The following is a 21,272-nucleotide window of genomic DNA, read 5'->3' on the forward strand; positions in this document are numbered from 1 at the left end:
CCCAAGTGGTGATTAACTTTAAAATTTCTTTCCCGCACGGTGAACTAGATTAACAATGTAATAAAATTTGAATTACAAACAAATTGATATTTTTAGATTAATTCTGCGTGCGGTGGATAATTAATAAATTTAAAAAAAATTATAAAATTAGGCTTAAAATGATAAAAAAATTTGTTTAACTATTAGCATACAATCAATAATTTTAAGGAGTTTATTATGTCAGGTAATGCTAATATAGTAGTTATGGAAGGAAGATTAACTAAAGATCCTACTTATATGAAAACAAAAAATGGAAAATCTTTATGCAAGTTTTCTATAGCAAATAACAGATTTTATTATATGAATGGAACTTTACAAAAGGAAGTTTTCTTTTTTGATTTAGTTACTTGGGGATATACTGCTGATAAAGCCGCTGTAAGTTTGTTCAAAGGAAGACATGTATTAGTAAATGGTGAATTAAGACAAAATGTTTATACAGCTAAAGACGGTACTAAAAAAAGCAGTGTTTATATATTAGCATTGGATATAAAAAATTTAGATAAAAAATCTATAGGCAATACAACATATACCCAAACTGCTAATAATCAAACAGTATCAGATTTTATTGAGGACAATCTTGAGGAAGTATTTTAGAATCTTTAATAAATTGTATTAATTCTTCTTTTAAAGTTTCTTCATCTCTGTCTGCATTTATATGATGCATGTATGGTTCATTGAAAGAAGAAAATATTTCATCAACTTTTTTAAGATAGGTTTCATTTTCAAATCTATCTACAAAGCCTCTTTTTTGCATAATTCTATTTAAAGCGGTTTCTATAGGAAGATGGAATATGAATACTAAATCAGGTTCTATAATGAAATCTTTATGCAAATTATATATATATTGCTGATCAATGCCTTTAGCACCTTGATAAGCTATAGAGGAGTACATATATCTATCAAGAACAACTACATATCCATCATTAAGAGCAGGTTTAATCATATGTGTTATATGCTCTTTTCTGTCTGCTATAAAAAGAGATAATTCTTCTTCAGGTTTTAAATCTTTAGAAAGCATACTCTCTCTTAATTTAGAACCATAATATGCATGAGTAGGTTCAAAAGTATATATTGATTTTATTCCAATATTATTTAATTCATTTGCAATATTCATGCCATGAGTAGATTTACCAGAGCCATCAATGCCTTCCAAAACTATTAATTTACCGTCCATAAGATTCCTTAAAAATTAAATTATCCCATATAAAATATAACAAAATATATAAATAAGAAAATAATTTTATTTGTTTTTTATCTTATTTTTAGAGTGGCTATTCCTATAATTGCAACAATTATACCTATTATGTAGAATCTGAATACAACTTGAGTTTCTTTCCAGCCTGATTTTTCAAAATGGTGATGCAAAGGAGCCATTTTAAATATACGCTTTTTGAATAGTTTATAAGAAAATACTTGTAAAACTACACTTAAAGCCTCCGCTACATAAACAGCACCTATAATAAGAAGTAGTAATTCATGTTTTATAAATAAAGCTATGATTCCTAAAACTCCTCCTAAAGATAAACTTCCTACATCTCCCATAAATACCTGTGCTGGGTGAGCATTGAACCATAAGAATCCTAAACCTGCCCCTATTAAAGCACCTACGAATACTGTCACTTCTCCAGCATCTGCTATAAAAGGTATTTTTAAATATGTTGCTACAAGTGAGTTTCCTGATACATAAGAGAGAACAGCTAAAGCTATAGACATTATTATTAAAAGCCCTATAGCTAACCCGTCAAGTCCGTCAGTTAAATTTACAGCATTACTCATGCTTACAACTACAAATGTAGCAAAAGGTATGTATAAAATCTTTAAGTCTATATATAAAGTACTGGCAAATGGAATAAATACTGTAGAAGAAGGAACCTGTGCTACTTTTACTGCTTCTAATACTCCGATACCTTGATTAAGTTCAAAAGTCATTAAGAATGTTGACTTATCGAAATAATATAGATAAACACCTATTATTATACCTACAAAAGTTTGGAAAAATATTTTATATTTACCAGGCAATCCTTTTGAATTTTTGTATTTTATTTTTAAGAAATCATCTAAAAAACCAGCTATAGAAAGTATTACTAATGATAAAGTGAGCAGTATTATTTTTAAGTTATCTAATTTTCCCCATAAAAGTATACTAATTAAAATACTTCCTACAATGAATATACCACCCATAGTAGGAGTTCCTGTTTTTACTAAATGTGTTTCTGGGCCGTCATCTCTTACAACTTGACCAAAATGCAGCTTTCTTAATTTTTCTATAATTCCCGGAGCAAATAAAAGTACTAATATCAATGCAGTGGCAACTGCACCTGCAGTTCTGAATGTAATATATCTAAATATATTGAAACCAAAAAATGACTCTCTTAATGGGTAAAAAATTTCGTATAACATTAATAAACAACCTTAAAATTTAAAAAACTTAATTTATTTCCAATATACTATTATATATAAATTGTTTTGTCAATTAAAAATATTATGTTAATTAGTTAAATTTAACTAAATTTGTATTAAAATAATAAAATATATAGTATATTTGGATTATATATTTTTATTATTTATAATATGATTAAATAGAAAGTTGTAAAATATGGCCTATAAAAATTTTATTTAAAATAAAAAACAGAGAGATAAAAAGAAATCACTCTGTTTTATTTATATAGAAATAATATTTAATTAAATGATTATGCTAAGAAGCCTTGTATTACTGGCATTAATATTTTTAATAAAAGAAGTGCTGATAATATCCAAGTTAATAAAGATATATCTTTACTTTTACCAGAAACAAATTTTAATATAGTGAATGATAATACTCCGAAAGTAATACCTTCAGCTATACTATAAGCGAAAGGCATAAATATTATACATATAAATGCTGGAATAGATTCTGTATAATCTTCAAAATTAATTTCTAATATAGGAGTCATCATGAATAAACCAACTATTATCAAAGCAGGTGCAGTTGCAGCACTAGGTATAGCTAAGAATATATGTGATAAGAATAATGATATAGTAAATAATATAGCTACTACTAAAGAAGTTAAACCAGTTTTTCCGCCTTCAGCAACACCTGAAGCACTTTCTACATAAGTAGTAACTGTAGAAGTACCTAAACAAGCACCTACTACTGTACCAACAGCATCAGCAAATAAAGCCTGTTTACATCTAGGAACTTCTCCGCCTCTAGTAAGCATATTAGCTTTAGTACAAACTCCTACCAATGTTCCTACAGTATCAAACATATCTACAAATAGGAATGTGAATACTACTATAAACATATTAGGCGTAAATATATTACTGAAATCAAGCTTAAAAGCAATAGGCTCTAATGATGGAGGTATAACACTTGCATCTGGAGATATTTTTGTAAGTCCCATAGGTATTCCAATTACAGTAGTTATTAATATACCTAAAAGTATTGCTCCTTTTACATTGTATGCAAGTAATATAGCAGTGATAATAATACCTATAATAGCAAGTAAAGCACTGCCGGAAGTGATATTTCCAAGTCCAAGTAAAGTAGCATCATTGTTTACTATGATTTTAGAGTTTTGCAAACCAATGAAAGCAATGAATAAACCTATACCAACTGAAATAGCTCTTTTCATATTAACAGGTATACTATTAACTATAGCTTCTCTTACATTGAAGATAGTAAGAAGAACGAATATAATACCTTCTATAAATACTGCAGTTAAAGCAGTTTGCCAACTATATCCCATACCAAGAACAACAGTATAAGCAAAGAATGCATTTAATCCCATACCAGGTGCTAATGCGAAAGGCAAATTAGCAAGTAATGACATTATTAATGTAGCTATTATTGCTGATACTACAGTAGCAGTAAATACAGCACCTTTATCCATACCAGTAGTACTAAGTATGTCTGGGTTTACAGCCAATATATAAGCCATAGTCATAAAAGTTGTAATACCTGCTATGACTTCAGTTTTTACATTGCTGCCATGCTCTTTGAGCTTGAAAAACTTTTCCATAAAATATATCCTTTAATTTTTTTATTCATATAATACAAATAAACTATATGAAAGCTATACTATATATAAAATTAAAAATTTTGCAATATTTTTTTTACTATAAATTCATTGTATCTGTTTTAATACTCTCTTATTTTTTATAATAATAAATACTATTAATGATATTTTTATAGTTTTAAAGAATCTAGAAACTCTAATTTTCTTTCATTCTGTTCGTTATCTCCGCCTTCATGTCCATTAAAACTGTAAACATTAATAGATTTGTCTCCAGCATAATTGTTATAAGCGGCAAATACTGTTGAAGGGGGGCATATTATATCCATTAATCCTACAGAAAATAATGCTTTTACTTTAGAACGTTTGGCAAAGAAGGCTCCATCAAAATATGATAAAGTTTCAAATGCAGTTTTTTCGTACATTCTATTAGTTTTACAAAATCTAGCTATTTCATTATAAGGCAAAGTATCAGTAATAGTACATGCTCTTTTATAATCGCATAGGAAAGGAACATCAATCATAGCAGCTTCAATTTTTTCTTTAGTAAAAGAAGAAAGTCCTAAAACAGCAAGTGATATACCGCCGCCTTGACTGCCTCCGCTTATTACAATTTTTTCTGTAAGAGTATGTTCTTTAGCAGCTTCTATCGATTTAACGGCATCAATAAAAACTCTTTTATAATAATAGTCTTTTTTATCATGTATTCCCATAGTAAGAAAACCGTCAGCATGAGGAGATGAACCTACAGGGTCTGGAGTTATTGCTCCATTTCCGCCTTCGGCACCTTGACCTCTAACTTCCATTACAAATACGCTATATCCAGCTGATGGGTATAATAAATGTTTATTAGGATAATCTCTTCCTCCGCCGTATCCTGGATAAGTTATTACACATGTTAATTTTTCATTTCTTTCTCTAGCGTATTTTGGTGCTATATACCAGCCGTTTATTGTATGCTGTGAATAACCTTTGAAGCTTACACTCCATACATCAAATAATTTCAAATGAGTGTCTATTAAAGTGTATTGAGCTTCTGTTTTATGATTATTCTCTTTTAATGTATTAATCCAAAATTCGTCAAAATCTTTTGGTTCTTCTGCAGAGCCTTTATATTTATATAGTTCATCTAAACTTAAATCAAAAAATGCCATAATTTAATCCTTATAAATTTATAGTGATGATTGAAGTATAGTACAATTTGATTTTTTTTCAATTATAATAACATTTATAATAAACGCACGCAGAATAAAATTAACAATATAAATTGATTAATAATACAATTTTGATCTATTATTTAATTTTGTTCACCGTGCGTTGAATGCATTTTTAATTTAATCTCAACTTGGGCGGGTGTTAAAAATTCTGTTTAGGCTTTATTGTAAAATAGTATTATATTTCAGTATTTAATGATGAAGAAAAAAGGGCGGGGTATGTAATAAATTTTATAAAGAACTATTTTGCATTCCCACCCTCTATCTTCTATATTTTTATCTGCAATATGTAATTTTTATTTTATTCAATATTTAAAACAGATTTTTTTACACCCACCCAGGAATTTTTTAAATTTGTTGCTTTATTACCGCACGCAGAACAAAATTAACAATATAGATTTATTAATAATATAATTTGATTTTTTATGTAGCTCCATTCACCGTGCGTTGAATGTATTATGAATTTAATTTAAGCTAGAGGCGATTTTACCTCTTTGACAAAGTGATGAATTTAGTATATTATAAATTCTATTAAATTTTTTAGAGAGTTATTATAACAATATGAAAAAAGAAAAAAAAGAAGAAGCTGTAAGACTTGTAAAAGTTATATTAGAATCAGGTTTTGCCAGCAGAAGAAATTGTGAAAAAGCAATAATGTCAGGCAGAGTAAGAGTAAATAATCAAGTAATACTAGATCCAGCATATAGAGTAAAAAATGAAGATAGCGTTTCAATAGACAGAAACTTGATAAAAAGACAAACAAAAAGGTATATGGCATTATATAAGCCTATAGGTGTTGTAAGTACTACAAAATATTTACCTGGAAGAAGAATAATAACAGAATTTTTCAAAGGCGTAAAAGAAAGACTTTTCTATGCAGGAAGACTTGACTCCGAATCACGCGGTATAATGATTATTACTAATGACGGAGAATTTGCTAATATTATTACGCATCCTTCTTATGAAATATTAAAAGTTTATGATGTTACTGTTAATGGAAAAATAGACTCAGAAAAATTGTTCAATGCCAGCAAAGGTATTACAATAAAAAATGTAACTTATTCTCCATTTAAATTTAAAATCTTATCCAAAGGAAGAGTACAAAGTAAAATACGCCTTACAATTAATGAAGGTAAAAATAGAGAGATAAGAAAGATATTCGATCATTTAGGATATAAAGTTATAGATTTGGAAAGAATATCTGTCGGCTGTGTAAGCAAATACGATGAAACTTCAGGAACTTTGGAAGCAGGACATATAAGAGATCTTACTAAAAAAGAAATAGAATTCTTCTTCAAACAAAAGGATAAAAAATTAAAAGATATAGAAAGTATATTCTCAGATGTTTCTAAATATGATGATATAGATGAAAATTATGATGAATATAGTATTTTAGAAAATAATGATGATAAAAAAGAAGAAGTAAAAGAGAAAAAACATGATAAATCTAAATGGGCTAAAGCTAAACCTAAGAAAAAAAGATTAGTTACTAAAAAAACTAATACATATAAAGCTAAAACTCAGAAGAAAAATAATACTTCTAAAGATTTTATTGATAAAAAATTTGAAAAAAAAATTGATAAAAAGCAAATAAAAAGAAAAGATGATAGGAAGAAATCTTTTAAAGACAATAATACACAAAGAAAACCAGTAAAAAAGTTTAATAAAAAAAGAATATAATTATTTTAAATTTGTAATGATTCTAACATCTTTACTGTTTTTGGAAGCCTTTTTATATTATTTTCAGAAATAGATAATATTTTAAGTTTTTTTAAATTTGTTATTTCTTTCGGTATATTAGATAATTTATTGGAATCAAGTCTCAATTCCTCTAAATTTTCTAATAGCTGAATTTCTTTATCTAATTGAGTTATTTTATTAAATGAGGCATCAAAAAATTCTAAATTATGAAGTTTAAATATCTCGCTTGGCAAAATATTAAAGTTGCAGCTGCTTATATCTAATTCTTTTAAATTTTCAAGTTTTGATATGTTTTTATTTAATTTACTAAAATAATTAAAAGATATATTTAAATACTCTAAATTTTTAAGCTCAAAAATTTCTTTAGGCAAAGATTTTATTCTATTTCCTGATATATCAAGAGTTTTTAATTTTTTTAGATTTGATATTTCTTTTGGTATAGTTTTTATATAATTCAAAGATATATAAAGTTCTTCTATATTTGTAAGTTCAAAAATTTCTTTAGGCAGTTCTGTAATATCTAAATTACTTAAATTTAATTCTTTTGCATTGCAAATATTTTTTTCATTATAAGGAATATCTGCATTGATTTCTTTAGCCCATTTGAGTATTTTGTCATAATCTGCCATAATTAATCACCATATTGTATCGATATACATTATATATTAATATATGTTTACGTCAAAAAATGACGCAAACACACATATTTTTATATATTTTCAGAATACAAAAACTCTTTAAAATAGTTCGGATAATCAATCTCAAATTTAAGTATATCTTTGGTGATAGGGTGAGTAAATTCAATTTCCTTTGCTATGAGCATAAGTCCGGAATATTTATTGAAACTTTTGGAATATATTTTATCTCCTGCAACAGGGAATCCTTTATATGAAGAATGAACCCTTATTTGATGAGTTCTTCCTGTTTTTAAGTTAATTTCTATAAGAGTATGACTTTTGAATCTTTTTAAAACTTTTATATGAGTTAATGCATCTTTTCCATCTTCTCTTACAGTCATTTTTTTTCTATATACTTGATGCCTTCCTATAGGTAAATTTATTTCTAAATAATTATCTTTTAATACTCCTATTACAATGGCATGATATATTTTCTTTATAGTTCTGTTTTTGAATTGTTCCTGAATGCTTGATACTATATTGGCATTCTTTCCTATGATCATAAGTCCGGAAGTATCTTTATCCAATCTATGTATAATGCCGGCTCTGCTTTTATTTCCAACAAAATCGAAATCTTTTATATTATAAAGTAAGGCATTAACCAAAGTTCCGCTCATTTCTGAAGGAGAACAATGAACGCTCATATTGGCAGGTTTATTTATTACAAGTAGATATTTATCTTCATATAATATATCTAAAGGTATATTTTCAGGCTCCGGATTTTCTATATCTGTTTCTTCATTTGAAAGATTATCTAAATTTACAGAAACTTTATCATTTAATTTAAGAGAATATGATAATTTCTTTTCAGCTCCATTTACTATTATAGAAGTTAAATAATTTTTTATTTGGCTTCTTGTGATATTTAATTGTTCGCTTATAAATACATCTAATCTTTTATTAGTATCATTTTCTGTAATAATAAAAGTTTGTTCATTATTCGTAATTTCTGATTCATCTATAATATCATCATTATTTTCAAATTCTAAACTCATAATCAGTTATTTTCTTTATTGTTTTCTATAGTATCTTTATTGTCTTCAATTTTTTTATTTTTATCGAAATCTTCTTTAAAGAAAAATACACCAATAGCTATAATACATATACCTATAGTAATGGAAGCATCTGCTATATTATAGTTGTATGGAAATCTTATAGTTTCATTAAATCCCATACTTATAAAGTCAGTAACATATCCTCTCATAATTCTATCAACTAAATTTCCCATAGCTCCGCCAAGAACCATAGTAAATCCAATCATAGATAATTTTTGTTTTTTTACATTTATAGAAAGCATTATATAAGCAACTACAATCATAGCCAAAAATACAACAACTTTTAATAATTCAGGTATTATATGCTGTATAGATTCTGGTACATTATTAAGAAATCCGAATGATACACCGTAATTTCTAGTATATATAAATATTAATATATCTCCTATAACTCTTTTAACAATAGTTTCCTGAAGATATTTATCTATAAAATATTTAGATACAGTATCAGCTACAAATATCAATAAAGCTATAATAAAATATATCTTTTTTTGTTTAATTTCTTCTATAATCTTGCTAAATTTCATCATAATTTTTTATTTCTCTTAAATTAATTTTTGATAATATATAAACTTATAAGTTGTAAAAAAGTGAATTTACTTTCATAAATTTTATTATAAATTGATAATAAAGCTAGCAAGTAAATTTACTTAAAAATAGAATTTAGAAAATAATAATTTATATTACTAAAAATTACAAGTTATTTTTCATAATATAATAGCTTAAAAAAATACATATCTTTGCAATTTTTTATATTTTATGTTATAATTTTCGAACATAAATAATTTTTTATAGAATGATAAAATATGGAATTAAAAGATAAAGTTAAAAAAATTACAGATGCAAAAGTATTAGTTATAGGCGACCTAATGCTTGATAAATTTACTTATGGAGATGTTATCAGAATATCTCCAGAAGCTCCGGTTCCTGTACTTCATGTAAATCATGAAGAAAATTATATAGGCGGTGCTGGGAATGTGGCAAGGAATATAGCAGCATTAGTTGGCGAAGATTGTTATGAAAATATATTTATGATAGGTGTCATAGGAGAGGACAAATCTGCTGACATTATCATAGATAATATGAAGAAATCTAATATAGCAACTTCTGGGATAGTAGTAGATGACAGCCGATATACCATAACAAAAACTAGAATAGTTGCCAATACTCAGCAAATAGTAAGAATAGATCATGAAGATACAAGTCCTTTTTCTGATAAGATAATGAAGAAAATAGAAAAGATATTTATTGAAAATATTGATGATTATAATGTTGTAATAATAAGTGATTATGCTAAGGGTATTATAACTAAACAATTATCAAAAAAAATAATAGATACTTGTAATAAAAAAAATAAAACAGTATTAGTTGATCCTGCTATAAAGCATTTTTCATTTTATAAAAAATCTACATTAATGACCCCTAATTTGAAAGAAGCAGTTGAAGGAATAGACAGCAAGATTCCGTTTTATGAATTTGATCCTGAAGCTATAAATATATTAGGTAATGAAATAATAAAGAAATTAGATTTGTCAAGACTGATGATAACTTTGGGAGCTAATGGAATGGCTTTATTTGATAAAGATATAAAAGTAAAAAATAAAAAACTTCCTTTTATAATACCTACAAAGGCAAAAAGTGTTTTTGATGTTTCAGGTGCCGGAGATACAGTTATATCTGTACTTGCTATGTGTTTATCAGTTGGAATGTCATTTAAAGAGTCTTCAGAAATTGCCAATGCTGCTGCTGGTGTTGTTGTAGGTAAGAGAGGAACTTCAACTTTGACATTAGAAGAATTGATAGATGTATTATAAAAATATTACTTATATAAAAATATAATTTATGAAGAAAAGAATTTTTTTATTGTTATTTATATCATTATTATTAATGACTTCATGTCTTCCTAAACCTTTAATAGTACCTGCAAAAGTTGTTACAGAATTAACTTTAGGTAAGGATATAGGAATATATACTAATGAATTTGTAAATTTGGATAGTCCGAAAATATATAAAGTTGATAATGAATACTATTTTGGAGAATTTTACACGGTTAAAAATGATACCGTTTATGCACTAGATTTATCTAATTCAAGAATGGTTATAGCTTCCGGAAGTAATGTTAGGTATTTCCCATTAGCTTATAATAATCTTGAAACTTCTAAAATATCTCTTATAGATTCAAATGCTAATATGTATATAACCGGATATAATTTAAGATATGTAGGTGATATAGTTGTAAGTAATGTTATGATGTCCTTGCCTTCCGAAAGTCCTTCAAGCGAAGGCGAAAGACCTATTATAGAAACTTATACTGTTAAAGTAACAAATACCAATTATACAAAGGTTGGTTTTGTTTCTTTAAATAAAATAGATTCAAACGGCAATACATTATACAGTATAGATACGGTAATAGATAATGAATATGAATCCCTTATAAAATTAATAACATTAACAAATCATAAATTTGCCATATTAAAAAGAGATAAAAACAAATCTCCTTTATTAGATATATATGATATGGATACTGGAAAAATGGAAAAGAGATTTCCTTTAAAAGATGTAGAGTATACAGACAAGAAAAAAATGTCTTATAGGGAAATCATAGATTGTGTGTATGTTGTGGATAAATCGGTTATAGCTATACTCACTATGAATGTAGTTGAAGGAAAGCATATTGAAGATATTATATATACTGCCAAATTAGATGATTTTAAATTGAAGGAAGCATATAAAATACCATGCCGTGATAATTCTCTTGCTGTAGGAATATCAAGTACGGGCAGAGTAACTTATACTGGTATGGATAATGGAATGTATTTCTTTATAAGGACGAATCCGTTTTTGTCGCAGAATTATAGTAAGGAATATTTAGGCACAGACGGATTTAATAAGTTAAGAGGAATACATATGTTTGATGACTCTATTTACGGCTTTATGCTTGATGGCGGAAAAATAAGATTCCAAAACTATTAATATATACCTGAACAACTATATTTTTTAGTTTTTTATGAATGTAATTTTAATTTATTAATAAGAATAAAATATTATTAAGTTTTCTTTAAAATATAATATAAAAACTATATTCTGACTAAAAATGCAGTCTTTCGCGAAGCGTATCTGAGCCTGTCAAGGATATAAGCTTCTTTGTGCCACGCAACAGTCACTCCTTTCAGTCGTAAAAGAAGTGTGGTGCTGCACGCTGTGTACTTCGTAAGGGTAAAGCCACCACAAACAATAAAATTGAAAAAACTAAAATTGACAAAATATAATTGTTTAGGTATATACTAAAATTATATATTCAATTTCAAAAATATTTTTATATATTTTCATCAGAAAGCATAGTATTAAATTGCATTCTTGAATATACTTTTATCTTTTCATTATGCTGTACAAGACTTTTAGCACTGTTGCTTAATTCTACAGGTATTATTAATATGCCGTTTTCAGCTCCGGATTCTTCTATCATTATCAAAAAGTCTCTAATCATTAATTCTCCAACTTCCATCTTTTGCCATCTCTTGAATGATACTAAAGTAAGTTCTTTTTTTGGAGATTTAACGCTATAGCTTAAAAAATTAATTTCATCTCCTAATTTATTATTATCATTTGCTTTATCTACGTATTCTTGTACTATAGAATGATCCAATTTTATATGCATGATATTGGTGCATACTTTTTTGAAATCTGCTTTATTTAAATCATATATTTTATCTACTTTTAAATGTAAAGTTGATTCCGATTTATTGTATATATTATCTAAATTGATTTTTAATCCTTTTAATATATTATCTATATTTACAGTTTGTTTTGCATCTACTAATGTGTATAAATAATTTGTATCTATGAAAGAGCTTTCCCATAAATCAACAGCATATTCCCAATTTTTAATATTTTCTTTGGGAACATATTTTTCATAGTTATCATTTTTATAATTATCCAATTTAGTTTCAGTAATTGATTTCTTTATTTGAGAAGTGGCTTGAACTATTTCTGATAGATATTCTAATATATTTTTTATATTATATTTTTTTAATTCTTCTATATTGAATTTATCTATCATTTCAAATGATTTTTTTGAGAAGTTTATATCTTTTATAAAATATGAATAAAAACAATAATCTAGTATCAAACTGTAATTACTTTTATCATAATCTTTTATATTGTAGAAATTATATAAATCATTATATACTTCTAAAAATTTTTTATTATCAGCAAGTTTATATAATACAAATAAATATAACTTATTAATATATTTTTTGCTTTTTTGTTTTAATATTATTTTTTCTATAAAATTATTTGCTATATTAAGGCTTTCAGATAATATATACAAAGATATTAATGATTTTTGAATATCATCAATTTCATTTTTATATTCTTTTGCATTTTTGTCTATGTTTAATCTTTTATATAATTCCTCTAAAAATGCAATACATTTATTATAATCTTTTACTTGAAAGAAAGCGAATGCGGCAGCTTTAAGATGTTCTATATCAAAATCTTCTTTTAATAATATAACTTTAGTAAAATAGTGGCATGCAAGCGGGTAATTAGCTTCTTTTGTAATCTCATAAGCTAGTTTCATAGTATGAGCATTGTCATTGGGAGATAATTGATGCAGTTTAATAGAATATTTTAGAGAATCTTCTTTTCTTCCAGCCACATTATAATATTCTTCTAATCTTTTACATATAGGTATTTTTTCCTTTGTTTTAAGGAATTTTGTATTGATAAGCATTTCATATCTTTGCAAAGCTAAATTATTTTCACCTATTTCATCTTCAAGCTGAGCCAATCTATATATAGATACATAATCTTTATCATTATTAGTTATAATACTTCTTAATTCTTCTATTTCTTTTTGTATTTCTTTAGATGATTTTTTATTACTGCCTTTTTTGGTTTTCAGTATTTTTTTTATTAATATGTAAGATGCTGCTATCAATATTGCAGCTGATATAAAAAAATAGTGCATTTATTGTATACCTTCTAAAAATAAAATTTCTCTATAAAGATAAGAAAATTATAAAAATAATAATTTATTTTTTATAATAATTTAGTCTTATAATTTACTGTCCCTTAGCATATAATTAAATTGATTTCTAGTATATACTCTTATTTTGTTATTATGTGTAGCATAACTTTTAGCACTGTTAGTAAGTTCTACCGGCAATATCAATATTCCATTTTTTGCTCCAGATTCATTTACAAGCAATATGAAATCTCTAATTATAAGCTCTCCAACTTCTGTATTTTTCCATCTTTTGAATGATATTAAAGTTAAATCCTTTTTGCTTTTATTTGAGGCAAATGCTAAGTAATTAACTTCATCTCCATAATCATAATCTATTAAATGATCATTATATTCCTGTACTGCTGAATACATTAATTTCTTTTGTATTATATCCTGACATACACTTTTAAAAGATGATAAAGTTATATCAAATATTTTATCTACTTTCTTAATTATTAGATTATCTAATGTAGCATTATCTTCGTTTATATTACATTCTGATAATATTTTTTCTATATCCATAGTATGTTCTATTTGTACTAAGTTGATTATATCTTCAATATTATTGAATGAATTTTCCCACAATTTAACGCTGTTTTCCCAAATTTCTATATATTTTTCATCAACATATTTTTCATAATTTTCATTTTTATATTTTTCATCATTATTGAGTTCCATATTGCTTCTTAAATTCTGAAGAACTTCCTGAGCTTTTGATACTTCAGCCAAATAAGCAAATATTCCGTCTAAATCATACATATCAAATTCAGGAGCATTAAATAATCTTATATGTTCAAAATAACTTGATGCACTGTTTATGTCTTTTATAAAGTAATTATAAAAAGCAAAGTCCAAAATAATACTAATTTCTTCTTTGGCTATTTCATTAACTTTATACTGATTTGAGAGTTTTTCATGTAATTCTATAAACTCTTTAGTATCATTAGCTTTATATAATATATACAAATATATTCTGTTTATGAAGAATCTGTATTGGCGGTCAGTAGTAATATATCTTGATGATAAAATAGTTTCTGCTAATTTTTTTGCATTATTTATTTCATCAGTGGCAATATATAAAGATATTAAAATCTTTTCTACCAATACCATTTCATTATAATCATCTTCAATATGACTTATATTTCTGCTTAATCTTTTATGCAATTCTTCAAGCATAATAATTATTTTTTTATATTCATGATTTATGAAGTAGCATAAAGCAGCTATTTTTAATTCATCTATTTCAAAGTCGCCTTTGTTGTTTAAAATTCTGTCAAAGTATTCGCATGCTATTTTATAAGCACCTTCTTTTCCCAAAATATTTGCAGCTTTTAATGAATAATAATTATTTTTTGGATCTAATTGAGCTATTTTTAATATGCATTTAAATACTTCTTCATTATTATCAAGTTTTTGATATAAAGCTTCTAATTTTTGATATATTGCTATTTCTTCACCTTCAAAATATCTTGCATCAATTAATTTTTTGTAAGTTTCTATAGCTTTTTCTGTGAAATTATACTGTTCTTGTATAACAGCAAGATCATACATAGAATCATAATCTCTAGGATTACCGGCAATCTTTTTTTCTAATTCTTCGATTTTTCTTTTTATATTTTTTGGTCTATAATATTTATCAGAATTTGATATACTTTTTATAAATAAAAATATACCGAATATTACTACCATGGCAATAACAACAATAACTATAATGTATATGTACGAGCTAAACATAAACTATCCTGTAAAGTATATTATATTTTCCTATTGTAGATTGAAAACACATTAATGACAACAAAAATATTGTAAAAATGTGAAAAATTATATAAAATTACTTTTCAAAAATATCTCAAATTGATGTTTAGTATATACAGTTATTCTATCATTATGTTTGGAATAACTTTTAGCACTGTTTGTCAATTTTACCGGAAGTATTAATATACCATTTTTAGCACCTGATTCCTGAACCATAAGCATAAAATCTCTTAATATAAGCTCTCCAACTTCTGTATTTTTCCAGCGTTTGAATGATATTAATGTTATATCTTTTCTGCTTTTGCTTGTATGATATGCTAAATAATTAACCTCATCACCAAATTCGTACTTTATTATATTATCAGAATATTCCTGAAGTATTGAGTATGATAATTTTGTCTGAATAATATTTTGGCATAGTTTCTTAAAATTATTCAAGCTTAAAGAATATATTTTATCTATTTCTGTTATATTAGATTTTGTTGATTCATTATTTGAGTTTTGCTCTGCATTAAATTCTGCCAAAACTTTATCTATATCCATAGTGTTTCCTACTTCTGATTCAACTAATGAATTGATATAGTCAAAGTTAAAGAAAGTTGATTCCCATAATCCCAAAATTTCTTCCCATACAGTTATTAAATCTGCTTCTACATATTTATCAAATCTTTCATTTTTATATTTTTCATCATTCAATTTTATAGCATTTCTTAATTTAGTTAATTGAATGTATGCTTTATTAACTTCATTTAAATAGCTTAATATATCATCTATTCTATAAATATTAAAAGTACCTATATTGAAAGATTTTACTTTTGAAAAATATTTTATAGAAGTTTTCTATATCTTTTAAGAAATAAGCGTAAAATCCGAAATCAAATATAAGTGACGCATATTGTGCATTTGCTGTATCTAATTTGTATAAATCTTTTAATCTAGTATATAAATTATTAAATCTTTGATTATCAGATAATTTATATAAAACATACATATACATTTTATTAATGTATAGTTTATGTTCTTCGCTTAAAGTATTATTGCTTAGTATTTGTTCTAAAAATGTTGTTGCTATATTAAGTTCATCAGCATAAATATATATTGAGATCAATAAAGTTTCTAATTTATATACTTCTTTATATATTTCTGATATATTATCATCTTTTTCATTTTTAGCTTTGTTTAGTATTCTTCTATATAGTTCTTCTATAAATAGAGTGGCTTTTTTATAATCCTTATTCATAAAAAATGATAAAGCACCTACTTTTAAATCATCAATTTCAACCTCTTTTTTTGATAATTGTATTTTATTAAAGTATTCGCATGCTAACTTATATTTACCTTCTCTTCCTAATATATTTCCGAGTTTAATAGCATAGTAAACATTATTAGGTTCTGATTTAGATATTCTTAAAGCATATTTCAAGCTATTTTCTCTATCTTCTAATTTATGATAACCGTCTTCAAGTTTTTTATATATATCAGTTTCATTTATATTATTATTTTTAAAATATCTTGCTTTCAATAAAATTTCATATTTTACTAATGCATATTGCAGCTCTCCATATTCTTCTTCCAGCATTGCTAATTGATACAAAGAATCAAGATCTTTAGGATTTAATGCTACAGTTTTTCTAAGCTCCTCAAATATTTTTTTAACGTTTTTTGCTGGTTTTTTTGTTTTCTTAATAAAGATATTTTTGATTATTATTATAGTAGAAATAAGTATAATTATGGCAATGGCAATTACTAAGATATAAATTGTAGTATTATTCATAAATAATTCCTTAACTTATTTTTTACCCTCATGAATTAAGTATATAAAAAAAATGTAAAGTTTAAATTACTTTTTTCATATTTATTAATTTTTTTGATATATTGACATTAATAAATAATAATGTATATTCTTTATGATTTTATTCTATTCATTACAAATTTAGGAGTATAAGAAATGAAAAAAATAATTCTATTGTTAATGATTTCATTATTAACAGCATTTTTTACTGTTTCATGCGGAGGAAAAAACAGTGCTTCAAATAATTCAATAACAGTAATGGTTCCAGATTGGGCAGTACCTTCTGATGAAATGCTTGATGCTTTTACAAAAGATACAGGCATTACAGTTAATATGAATGTTATAGCTTGGGAAAATATCAGAGATAAAATATCAATTGCTGCTGCAGGCGGAACAGCTGCTGCTGATGTTGTAGAAGTTGATTGGTCTTGGGTAGGTGAATTTAATAGTGCAGATTGGCTTGAACCTATAGAATTAAGCAAAGAAGAAATAGATGCTATGCCTTCTATACAGCCATTTATTATAGACGGTAAAGTTTTAGCACTTCCTTATGCTAATGATTTCCGTTTGGCTTATTATAATAAAAAACATTTTGAAGCTGCAGGCATCACTGAAGCTCCAAAATCTTGGGACGATGTTTATGCTGCTTTAAAAGCTATAAGAGATGCCGGCGTTACTACATATCCTTTCTCTATGCCTTTAAATGCTGATGAATCTTGTACAACTTCATTAATATGGATGGCTTATTCAAAATATGGAGTAGTATTTAATGAAGATGGTACTTTAAATAAAGATGCGGTATTAGGTGCTTTACAATTCATTAATCAAATGATAAATGTTGATAAATTAATAGACCCTGCTTGTAAAACTTCTACAGGTATGGACGCTTATAGAAGAATCAACTCTGGAGAAGCTAGCTTTATAGTAGGCCCTACTTCATTTGTAAGCAGAGTACAGGATCCTAATGAGTCTAAAGTAGTAGGAGAGGTTATACCTATATTGCTTCCTGGTGCAACTGGACCTTCTCTAAAAACTTTCGCTTTACCAGAAGGTGTTGGTGTAATAAAATTGTCCAAAAACAAAGAAGCAGCAATGAAATTTGTAAAATGGTTTAATTCTCCAGAAACACAAAAACAATTAAATTATGTACAAAATACAATGCCTACAAGAACAGCAGTTATGGAAGATTTGATTAATGAAGGTAAATTAAAAAATACAGGTGCTTTACTTGAAGAATCTACTTTAATATCAAGTCCATTCCCAAAAGGCGTACCTAGTTATTATTCAGAAATGACTACAGCAATATTCAATGCAGTTAATGAAATGGTTTTAGGTGCTAAAACTCCAGAAGAAGCATTTAATGCAATGGATACAAAAATAAAAGAATTGGTTGCTAGATAATTAATTTTTATTAAAGTTTATAATAAGGCATTGCTTTTTGAAAGTGATGCCTTTATATTTAATTTGCAATATGAAATTATTTGTTTGACTATTTTTAATAATTTTTTATCTTTAATATAAGAATTACAAAATATTTTTGGATTATGAAAAAGAGTAAGACTTTACCTTATTTACTTATTTTACCATCATTTATAATTATGGTGGTTTTTGTTGTTTATCCTATAATAGTTACATTCTTTTATAGTCTTAGAAAGATGAAGCTGACTGCTCCTAAAGATACTGCTTTTATTGGATTTGATAATTATATAGTTACTTTAAAATCTTTTGATTTTTGGTATTCGCTTCAAAACAGCATAATGATTATGATTGTAGTAGTTATTATATGCGTGGTATTTGGACTTTTATTTGCAAGCATATTAAACTTTGAAAGCAGATTAAAAAATATTCTTATGGCTATAGCTGTAATACCTTGGGCATTGCCTCCTGTAGTTAATGGCATACTATGGAAATGGATATTCTATCCAGGATACGGATTCTTTAATAAAATATTATATAATCTAAATCTTATAGATGAACCTATACAGTATTTATCAAATAGATATTCATTAATGCTTATAATAGGAATAGTTATAGCATGGAGAAATATACCTTTTTGTTCTATAGTGCTTCTTTCAGCTATGAGAGCTATACCAGATGTTGTTTATGATGCTGCCAGTATTGACGGAGCTAATAAATTTCAAATGTTTACTAGAGTAACTTTACCGCTTTTAATGCCTGCTTTGGGTATTATACTGACATTTACATCTATATCAGCAATAAATGTATTTGATGAAGTGGTATCTATTTCCGGATACAGCAATTTAGGAAAGACAATACTTCTTGAGGATTATATGATTACATTTTCTTTTTTGGATTTCGGTAGAGGAAGTGCTTTAACATATTTAATAATGATTGTGGCAGGTATTTTAGGAATGCTGTATATAAGGGCTATGTCTAGAAAAATTGATTATATATAATAATTTTTTATTGCAAAACTGTATTATTTAATATAATATTATAATATAAAATTGTGAGGATTGTTGTTATGTTCAAAAAAAGCAGTGAAGATAGGAAAAAAGAAAGTTTAGAATTATTGAATAATATCGGTATAAACGTAGACAAAGATTTGCCTGTTATAGATACAAGCAATATTAGTATGCGTACAAAAGATGAAATAGCTAAACGTGCTATTAGCTGCTTATTTTCTATCCAAGCATCTTTAATAGATATTAAGGATTATGATTATAGTTTTTTTGAAGATAAATTAATTAAATATGGTGTAAAAGATTGTTTAACAGAGCAGGAAAAACTAATTTTTGAAGGAAAAATGGATAAAGAAGATTTAAAACTTATGCCTTGGAAATATGAATCTTATTGGATTCTTTGCTGGGTTTTAGGTTTTGTTTCAAAATTGAATATACCTAATGAATGCTGTGATTTTGATAATGCTATAGATTTTATTTTCAGATGCAATGATTTTGAAGATTTTATAAGCAAAGTAAAACTTATAGATGCTGAAAAAGTTTTAGATGAATATGATTTTACTTATAGATTGAATAATGTGATAGATGATGACAGTAATAAAGATAATCATTCTATTTTGAGAGCCATAGTATCAGAAAGATATATGGCATTGAAATGGGTATTATATTCTGATGCTGAATGGTTATAATAGAATTATATTTTATGAAAAAGAAAAAAAGTAAAAGATTAAGCTTTTTATATTATTTATCTATTATATTTTTTATAATAATAGTTTTGGGGCCTATTATTTGGGCTATTATTGTAAGTTTTACACCGGAATATGAGATGTTTAAAAATACATCTAATTTCCTGCCAAAAGAACCTACAATAGATAATTATTTAAAATTATTTACAGCTTCAGATAGACAATCCAAAATGTTTTTTGTAGGAATACTTAATTCTATAAAAACGGCTTTTATAACAATATTTTTATGCCTGCCTTGTTCGATAATGTGTGCCTATGCTATATCAAAAATGAAATTTAAAGGCAGAAATATTGTAAAGACTTTAATATTAATATCTATGGCAATACCTGCATTCACAACTATCATTCCGCTTTATAGGATGTTTTCACTTTTATCTTTGCTTGATAATTTGTTTTCTTTGTCTTTGATATATGTAACATCATTCTTGCCTATTAATACTTGGATGATATCTAATTACTTTGATACAATACCAGTTGAGATAGAGGAGGCATCTTATATAGACGGCTGCAATGAAATAGACGTTTTATTAAGAGTGATGATTCCTATATCAGCACCTATTATTTTATCAGCTTTCCTTCTTGTATTTTTAATGTCTTGGGGACAATTTCAAATACCTCTTATTTTAGCTAGCTCTGCAAGTACAAAGCCTATATCAATAGTGGCATCTGAGTTTGTTTCAAAAGATAGCATACAATATGGTATAACAACAGCAGCAGGACTTTTGGCAATATTTCCTCCTGCATTGCTTGCTATAATATTTAGAAAGTTTTTAGTAAGAGGAATGACAGGCGGTTCGGGAAAATGATGTATGAAATGTATTATAATAATAAAATAATATGTACATTTCGTATTATTTTTTGTAA

Annotated in this window: 19 protein-coding genes; 8 read left to right on the top strand and 11 right to left on the bottom strand. The window is 26.1% G+C overall.

Annotated elements, in window-relative coordinates:
* Positions 1-216: 216 nt before the first annotated feature.
* The gene (locus tag Q0K52_RS09635) at positions 217-633 is read left to right on the top strand and encodes a single-stranded DNA-binding protein (protein ID WP_297298872.1); all 417 of its coding nucleotides are present in this window, start codon (positions 217-219) and stop codon (positions 631-633) included.
* Here Q0K52_RS09635 and tmk read toward each other — a convergent pair.
* From tmk to Q0K52_RS09655, 4 genes are all read right to left on the bottom strand, one after another.
* Complete coding sequence (tmk, locus tag Q0K52_RS09640) at positions 602-1,213, bottom strand: dTMP kinase (RefSeq protein ID WP_297298873.1); 612 nt, start codon at positions 1,211-1,213, stop codon at positions 602-604. The genes Q0K52_RS09635 and tmk overlap by 32 nt on opposite strands.
* Before the next feature lie 77 nt (positions 1,214-1,290).
* The gene (mraY, locus tag Q0K52_RS09645; RefSeq protein WP_297298875.1) at positions 1,291-2,439 is read right to left on the bottom strand and encodes a phospho-N-acetylmuramoyl-pentapeptide-transferase; all 1,149 of its coding nucleotides are present in this window, start codon (positions 2,437-2,439) and stop codon (positions 1,291-1,293) included.
* Positions 2,440-2,729: 290 nt separating this feature from the next.
* Entirely contained in the window at positions 2,730-4,040 is a 1,311-nt protein-coding gene (locus Q0K52_RS09650; RefSeq protein ID WP_297298876.1) for an NCS2 family permease, read from the bottom strand.
* Between the two features lie 167 nt (positions 4,041-4,207).
* Positions 4,208-5,188 (bottom strand): alpha/beta fold hydrolase, encoded by a 981-nt coding sequence (locus Q0K52_RS09655; RefSeq protein ID WP_297298879.1) that lies wholly within the window; start codon positions 5,186-5,188, stop codon positions 4,208-4,210.
* A gap of 621 nt (positions 5,189-5,809) precedes the next feature.
* On the opposite strand from Q0K52_RS09655, the gene Q0K52_RS09660 reads away from it, so the two are divergent.
* Entirely contained in the window at positions 5,810-6,928 is a 1,119-nt protein-coding gene (locus Q0K52_RS09660) for a pseudouridine synthase (RefSeq protein WP_297298881.1), read from the top strand.
* A 5-nt stretch (positions 6,929-6,933) separates the two neighbouring features.
* Here the strand turns inward: Q0K52_RS09660 and Q0K52_RS09665 are convergent, their stop codons facing one another.
* The 3 genes from Q0K52_RS09665 to lspA all read right to left on the bottom strand — a co-directional run bounded on the left by Q0K52_RS09665 (position 6,934) and on the right by lspA (position 9,211).
* The gene (locus tag Q0K52_RS09665; protein ID WP_297298883.1) at positions 6,934-7,578 is read right to left on the bottom strand and encodes a leucine-rich repeat domain-containing protein; all 645 of its coding nucleotides are present in this window, start codon (positions 7,576-7,578) and stop codon (positions 6,934-6,936) included.
* Positions 7,579-7,658: 80 nt separating this feature from the next.
* A complete protein-coding gene (locus Q0K52_RS09670; RefSeq protein ID WP_297298885.1) occupies positions 7,659-8,621 on the bottom strand; it encodes an RluA family pseudouridine synthase in 963 nt (320 codons plus the stop codon).
* A gap of 2 nt (positions 8,622-8,623) precedes the next feature.
* On the bottom strand, positions 8,624-9,211 hold the full coding sequence (gene lspA / locus Q0K52_RS09675; RefSeq protein WP_297298887.1) for a signal peptidase II: 588 nt from the start codon (positions 9,209-9,211) through the stop codon (positions 8,624-8,626).
* Positions 9,212-9,487: 276 nt separating this feature from the next.
* Between lspA and rfaE1 the strand changes: the two genes are divergently transcribed.
* Positions 9,488-10,495: a D-glycero-beta-D-manno-heptose-7-phosphate kinase gene (rfaE1, locus tag Q0K52_RS09680; protein WP_297298889.1), complete on the top strand. Its 1,008-nt coding sequence runs from the start codon at positions 9,488-9,490 to the stop codon at positions 10,493-10,495.
* Between the two features lie 28 nt (positions 10,496-10,523).
* Positions 10,524-11,654, top strand: coding sequence for a hypothetical protein (locus Q0K52_RS09685; protein WP_297298891.1), 1,131 nt, complete (start codon positions 10,524-10,526; stop codon positions 11,652-11,654).
* 343 nt (positions 11,655-11,997) lie between these two features.
* On the opposite strand, the gene Q0K52_RS09690 is transcribed toward Q0K52_RS09685, so the two are convergent.
* The 4 genes from Q0K52_RS09690 to Q0K52_RS09705 form a co-directional block, all read right to left on the bottom strand.
* The gene (locus tag Q0K52_RS09690; RefSeq protein ID WP_297298893.1) at positions 11,998-13,653 is read right to left on the bottom strand and encodes a restriction endonuclease; all 1,656 of its coding nucleotides are present in this window, start codon (positions 13,651-13,653) and stop codon (positions 11,998-12,000) included.
* 87 nt (positions 13,654-13,740) lie between these two features.
* Positions 13,741-15,426: a restriction endonuclease gene (locus Q0K52_RS09695; protein WP_297298895.1), complete on the bottom strand. Its 1,686-nt coding sequence runs from the start codon at positions 15,424-15,426 to the stop codon at positions 13,741-13,743.
* Positions 15,427-15,513: 87 nt separating this feature from the next.
* Positions 15,514-16,143 (bottom strand): restriction endonuclease, encoded by a 630-nt coding sequence (locus Q0K52_RS09700; protein WP_297298897.1) that lies wholly within the window; start codon positions 16,141-16,143, stop codon positions 15,514-15,516.
* Positions 16,144-16,231: 88 nt separating this feature from the next.
* Positions 16,232-17,221 (bottom strand): hypothetical protein, encoded by a 990-nt coding sequence (locus Q0K52_RS09705; RefSeq protein ID WP_297298899.1) that lies wholly within the window; start codon positions 17,219-17,221, stop codon positions 16,232-16,234.
* A 174-nt stretch (positions 17,222-17,395) separates the two neighbouring features.
* Between Q0K52_RS09705 and Q0K52_RS09710 the strand changes: the two genes are divergently transcribed.
* The 4 genes from Q0K52_RS09710 (at position 17,396) to Q0K52_RS09725 (ending at position 21,214) form a co-directional block, all read left to right on the top strand.
* Positions 17,396-18,640, top strand: a complete 1,245-nt coding sequence (locus Q0K52_RS09710; protein WP_297298901.1) for a sugar ABC transporter substrate-binding protein — start codon at positions 17,396-17,398, stop codon at positions 18,638-18,640.
* Between the two features lie 143 nt (positions 18,641-18,783).
* Positions 18,784-19,656 (top strand): carbohydrate ABC transporter permease, encoded by an 873-nt coding sequence (locus tag Q0K52_RS09715; protein ID WP_297298902.1) that lies wholly within the window; start codon positions 18,784-18,786, stop codon positions 19,654-19,656.
* A 68-nt stretch (positions 19,657-19,724) separates the two neighbouring features.
* Positions 19,725-20,351, top strand: a complete 627-nt coding sequence (locus Q0K52_RS09720; protein WP_297298904.1) for a DUF4272 domain-containing protein — start codon at positions 19,725-19,727, stop codon at positions 20,349-20,351.
* A 14-nt stretch (positions 20,352-20,365) separates the two neighbouring features.
* Complete coding sequence (locus Q0K52_RS09725; RefSeq protein ID WP_297298906.1) at positions 20,366-21,214, top strand: carbohydrate ABC transporter permease; 849 nt, start codon at positions 20,366-20,368, stop codon at positions 21,212-21,214.
* Positions 21,215-21,272: the final 58 nt, after the last annotated feature.

It is taken from the genome of uncultured Brachyspira sp. (genome assembly GCF_944390845.1).
Taxonomy (GTDB): domain Bacteria; phylum Spirochaetota; class Brachyspiria; order Brachyspirales; family Brachyspiraceae; genus Brachyspira; species Brachyspira pulli.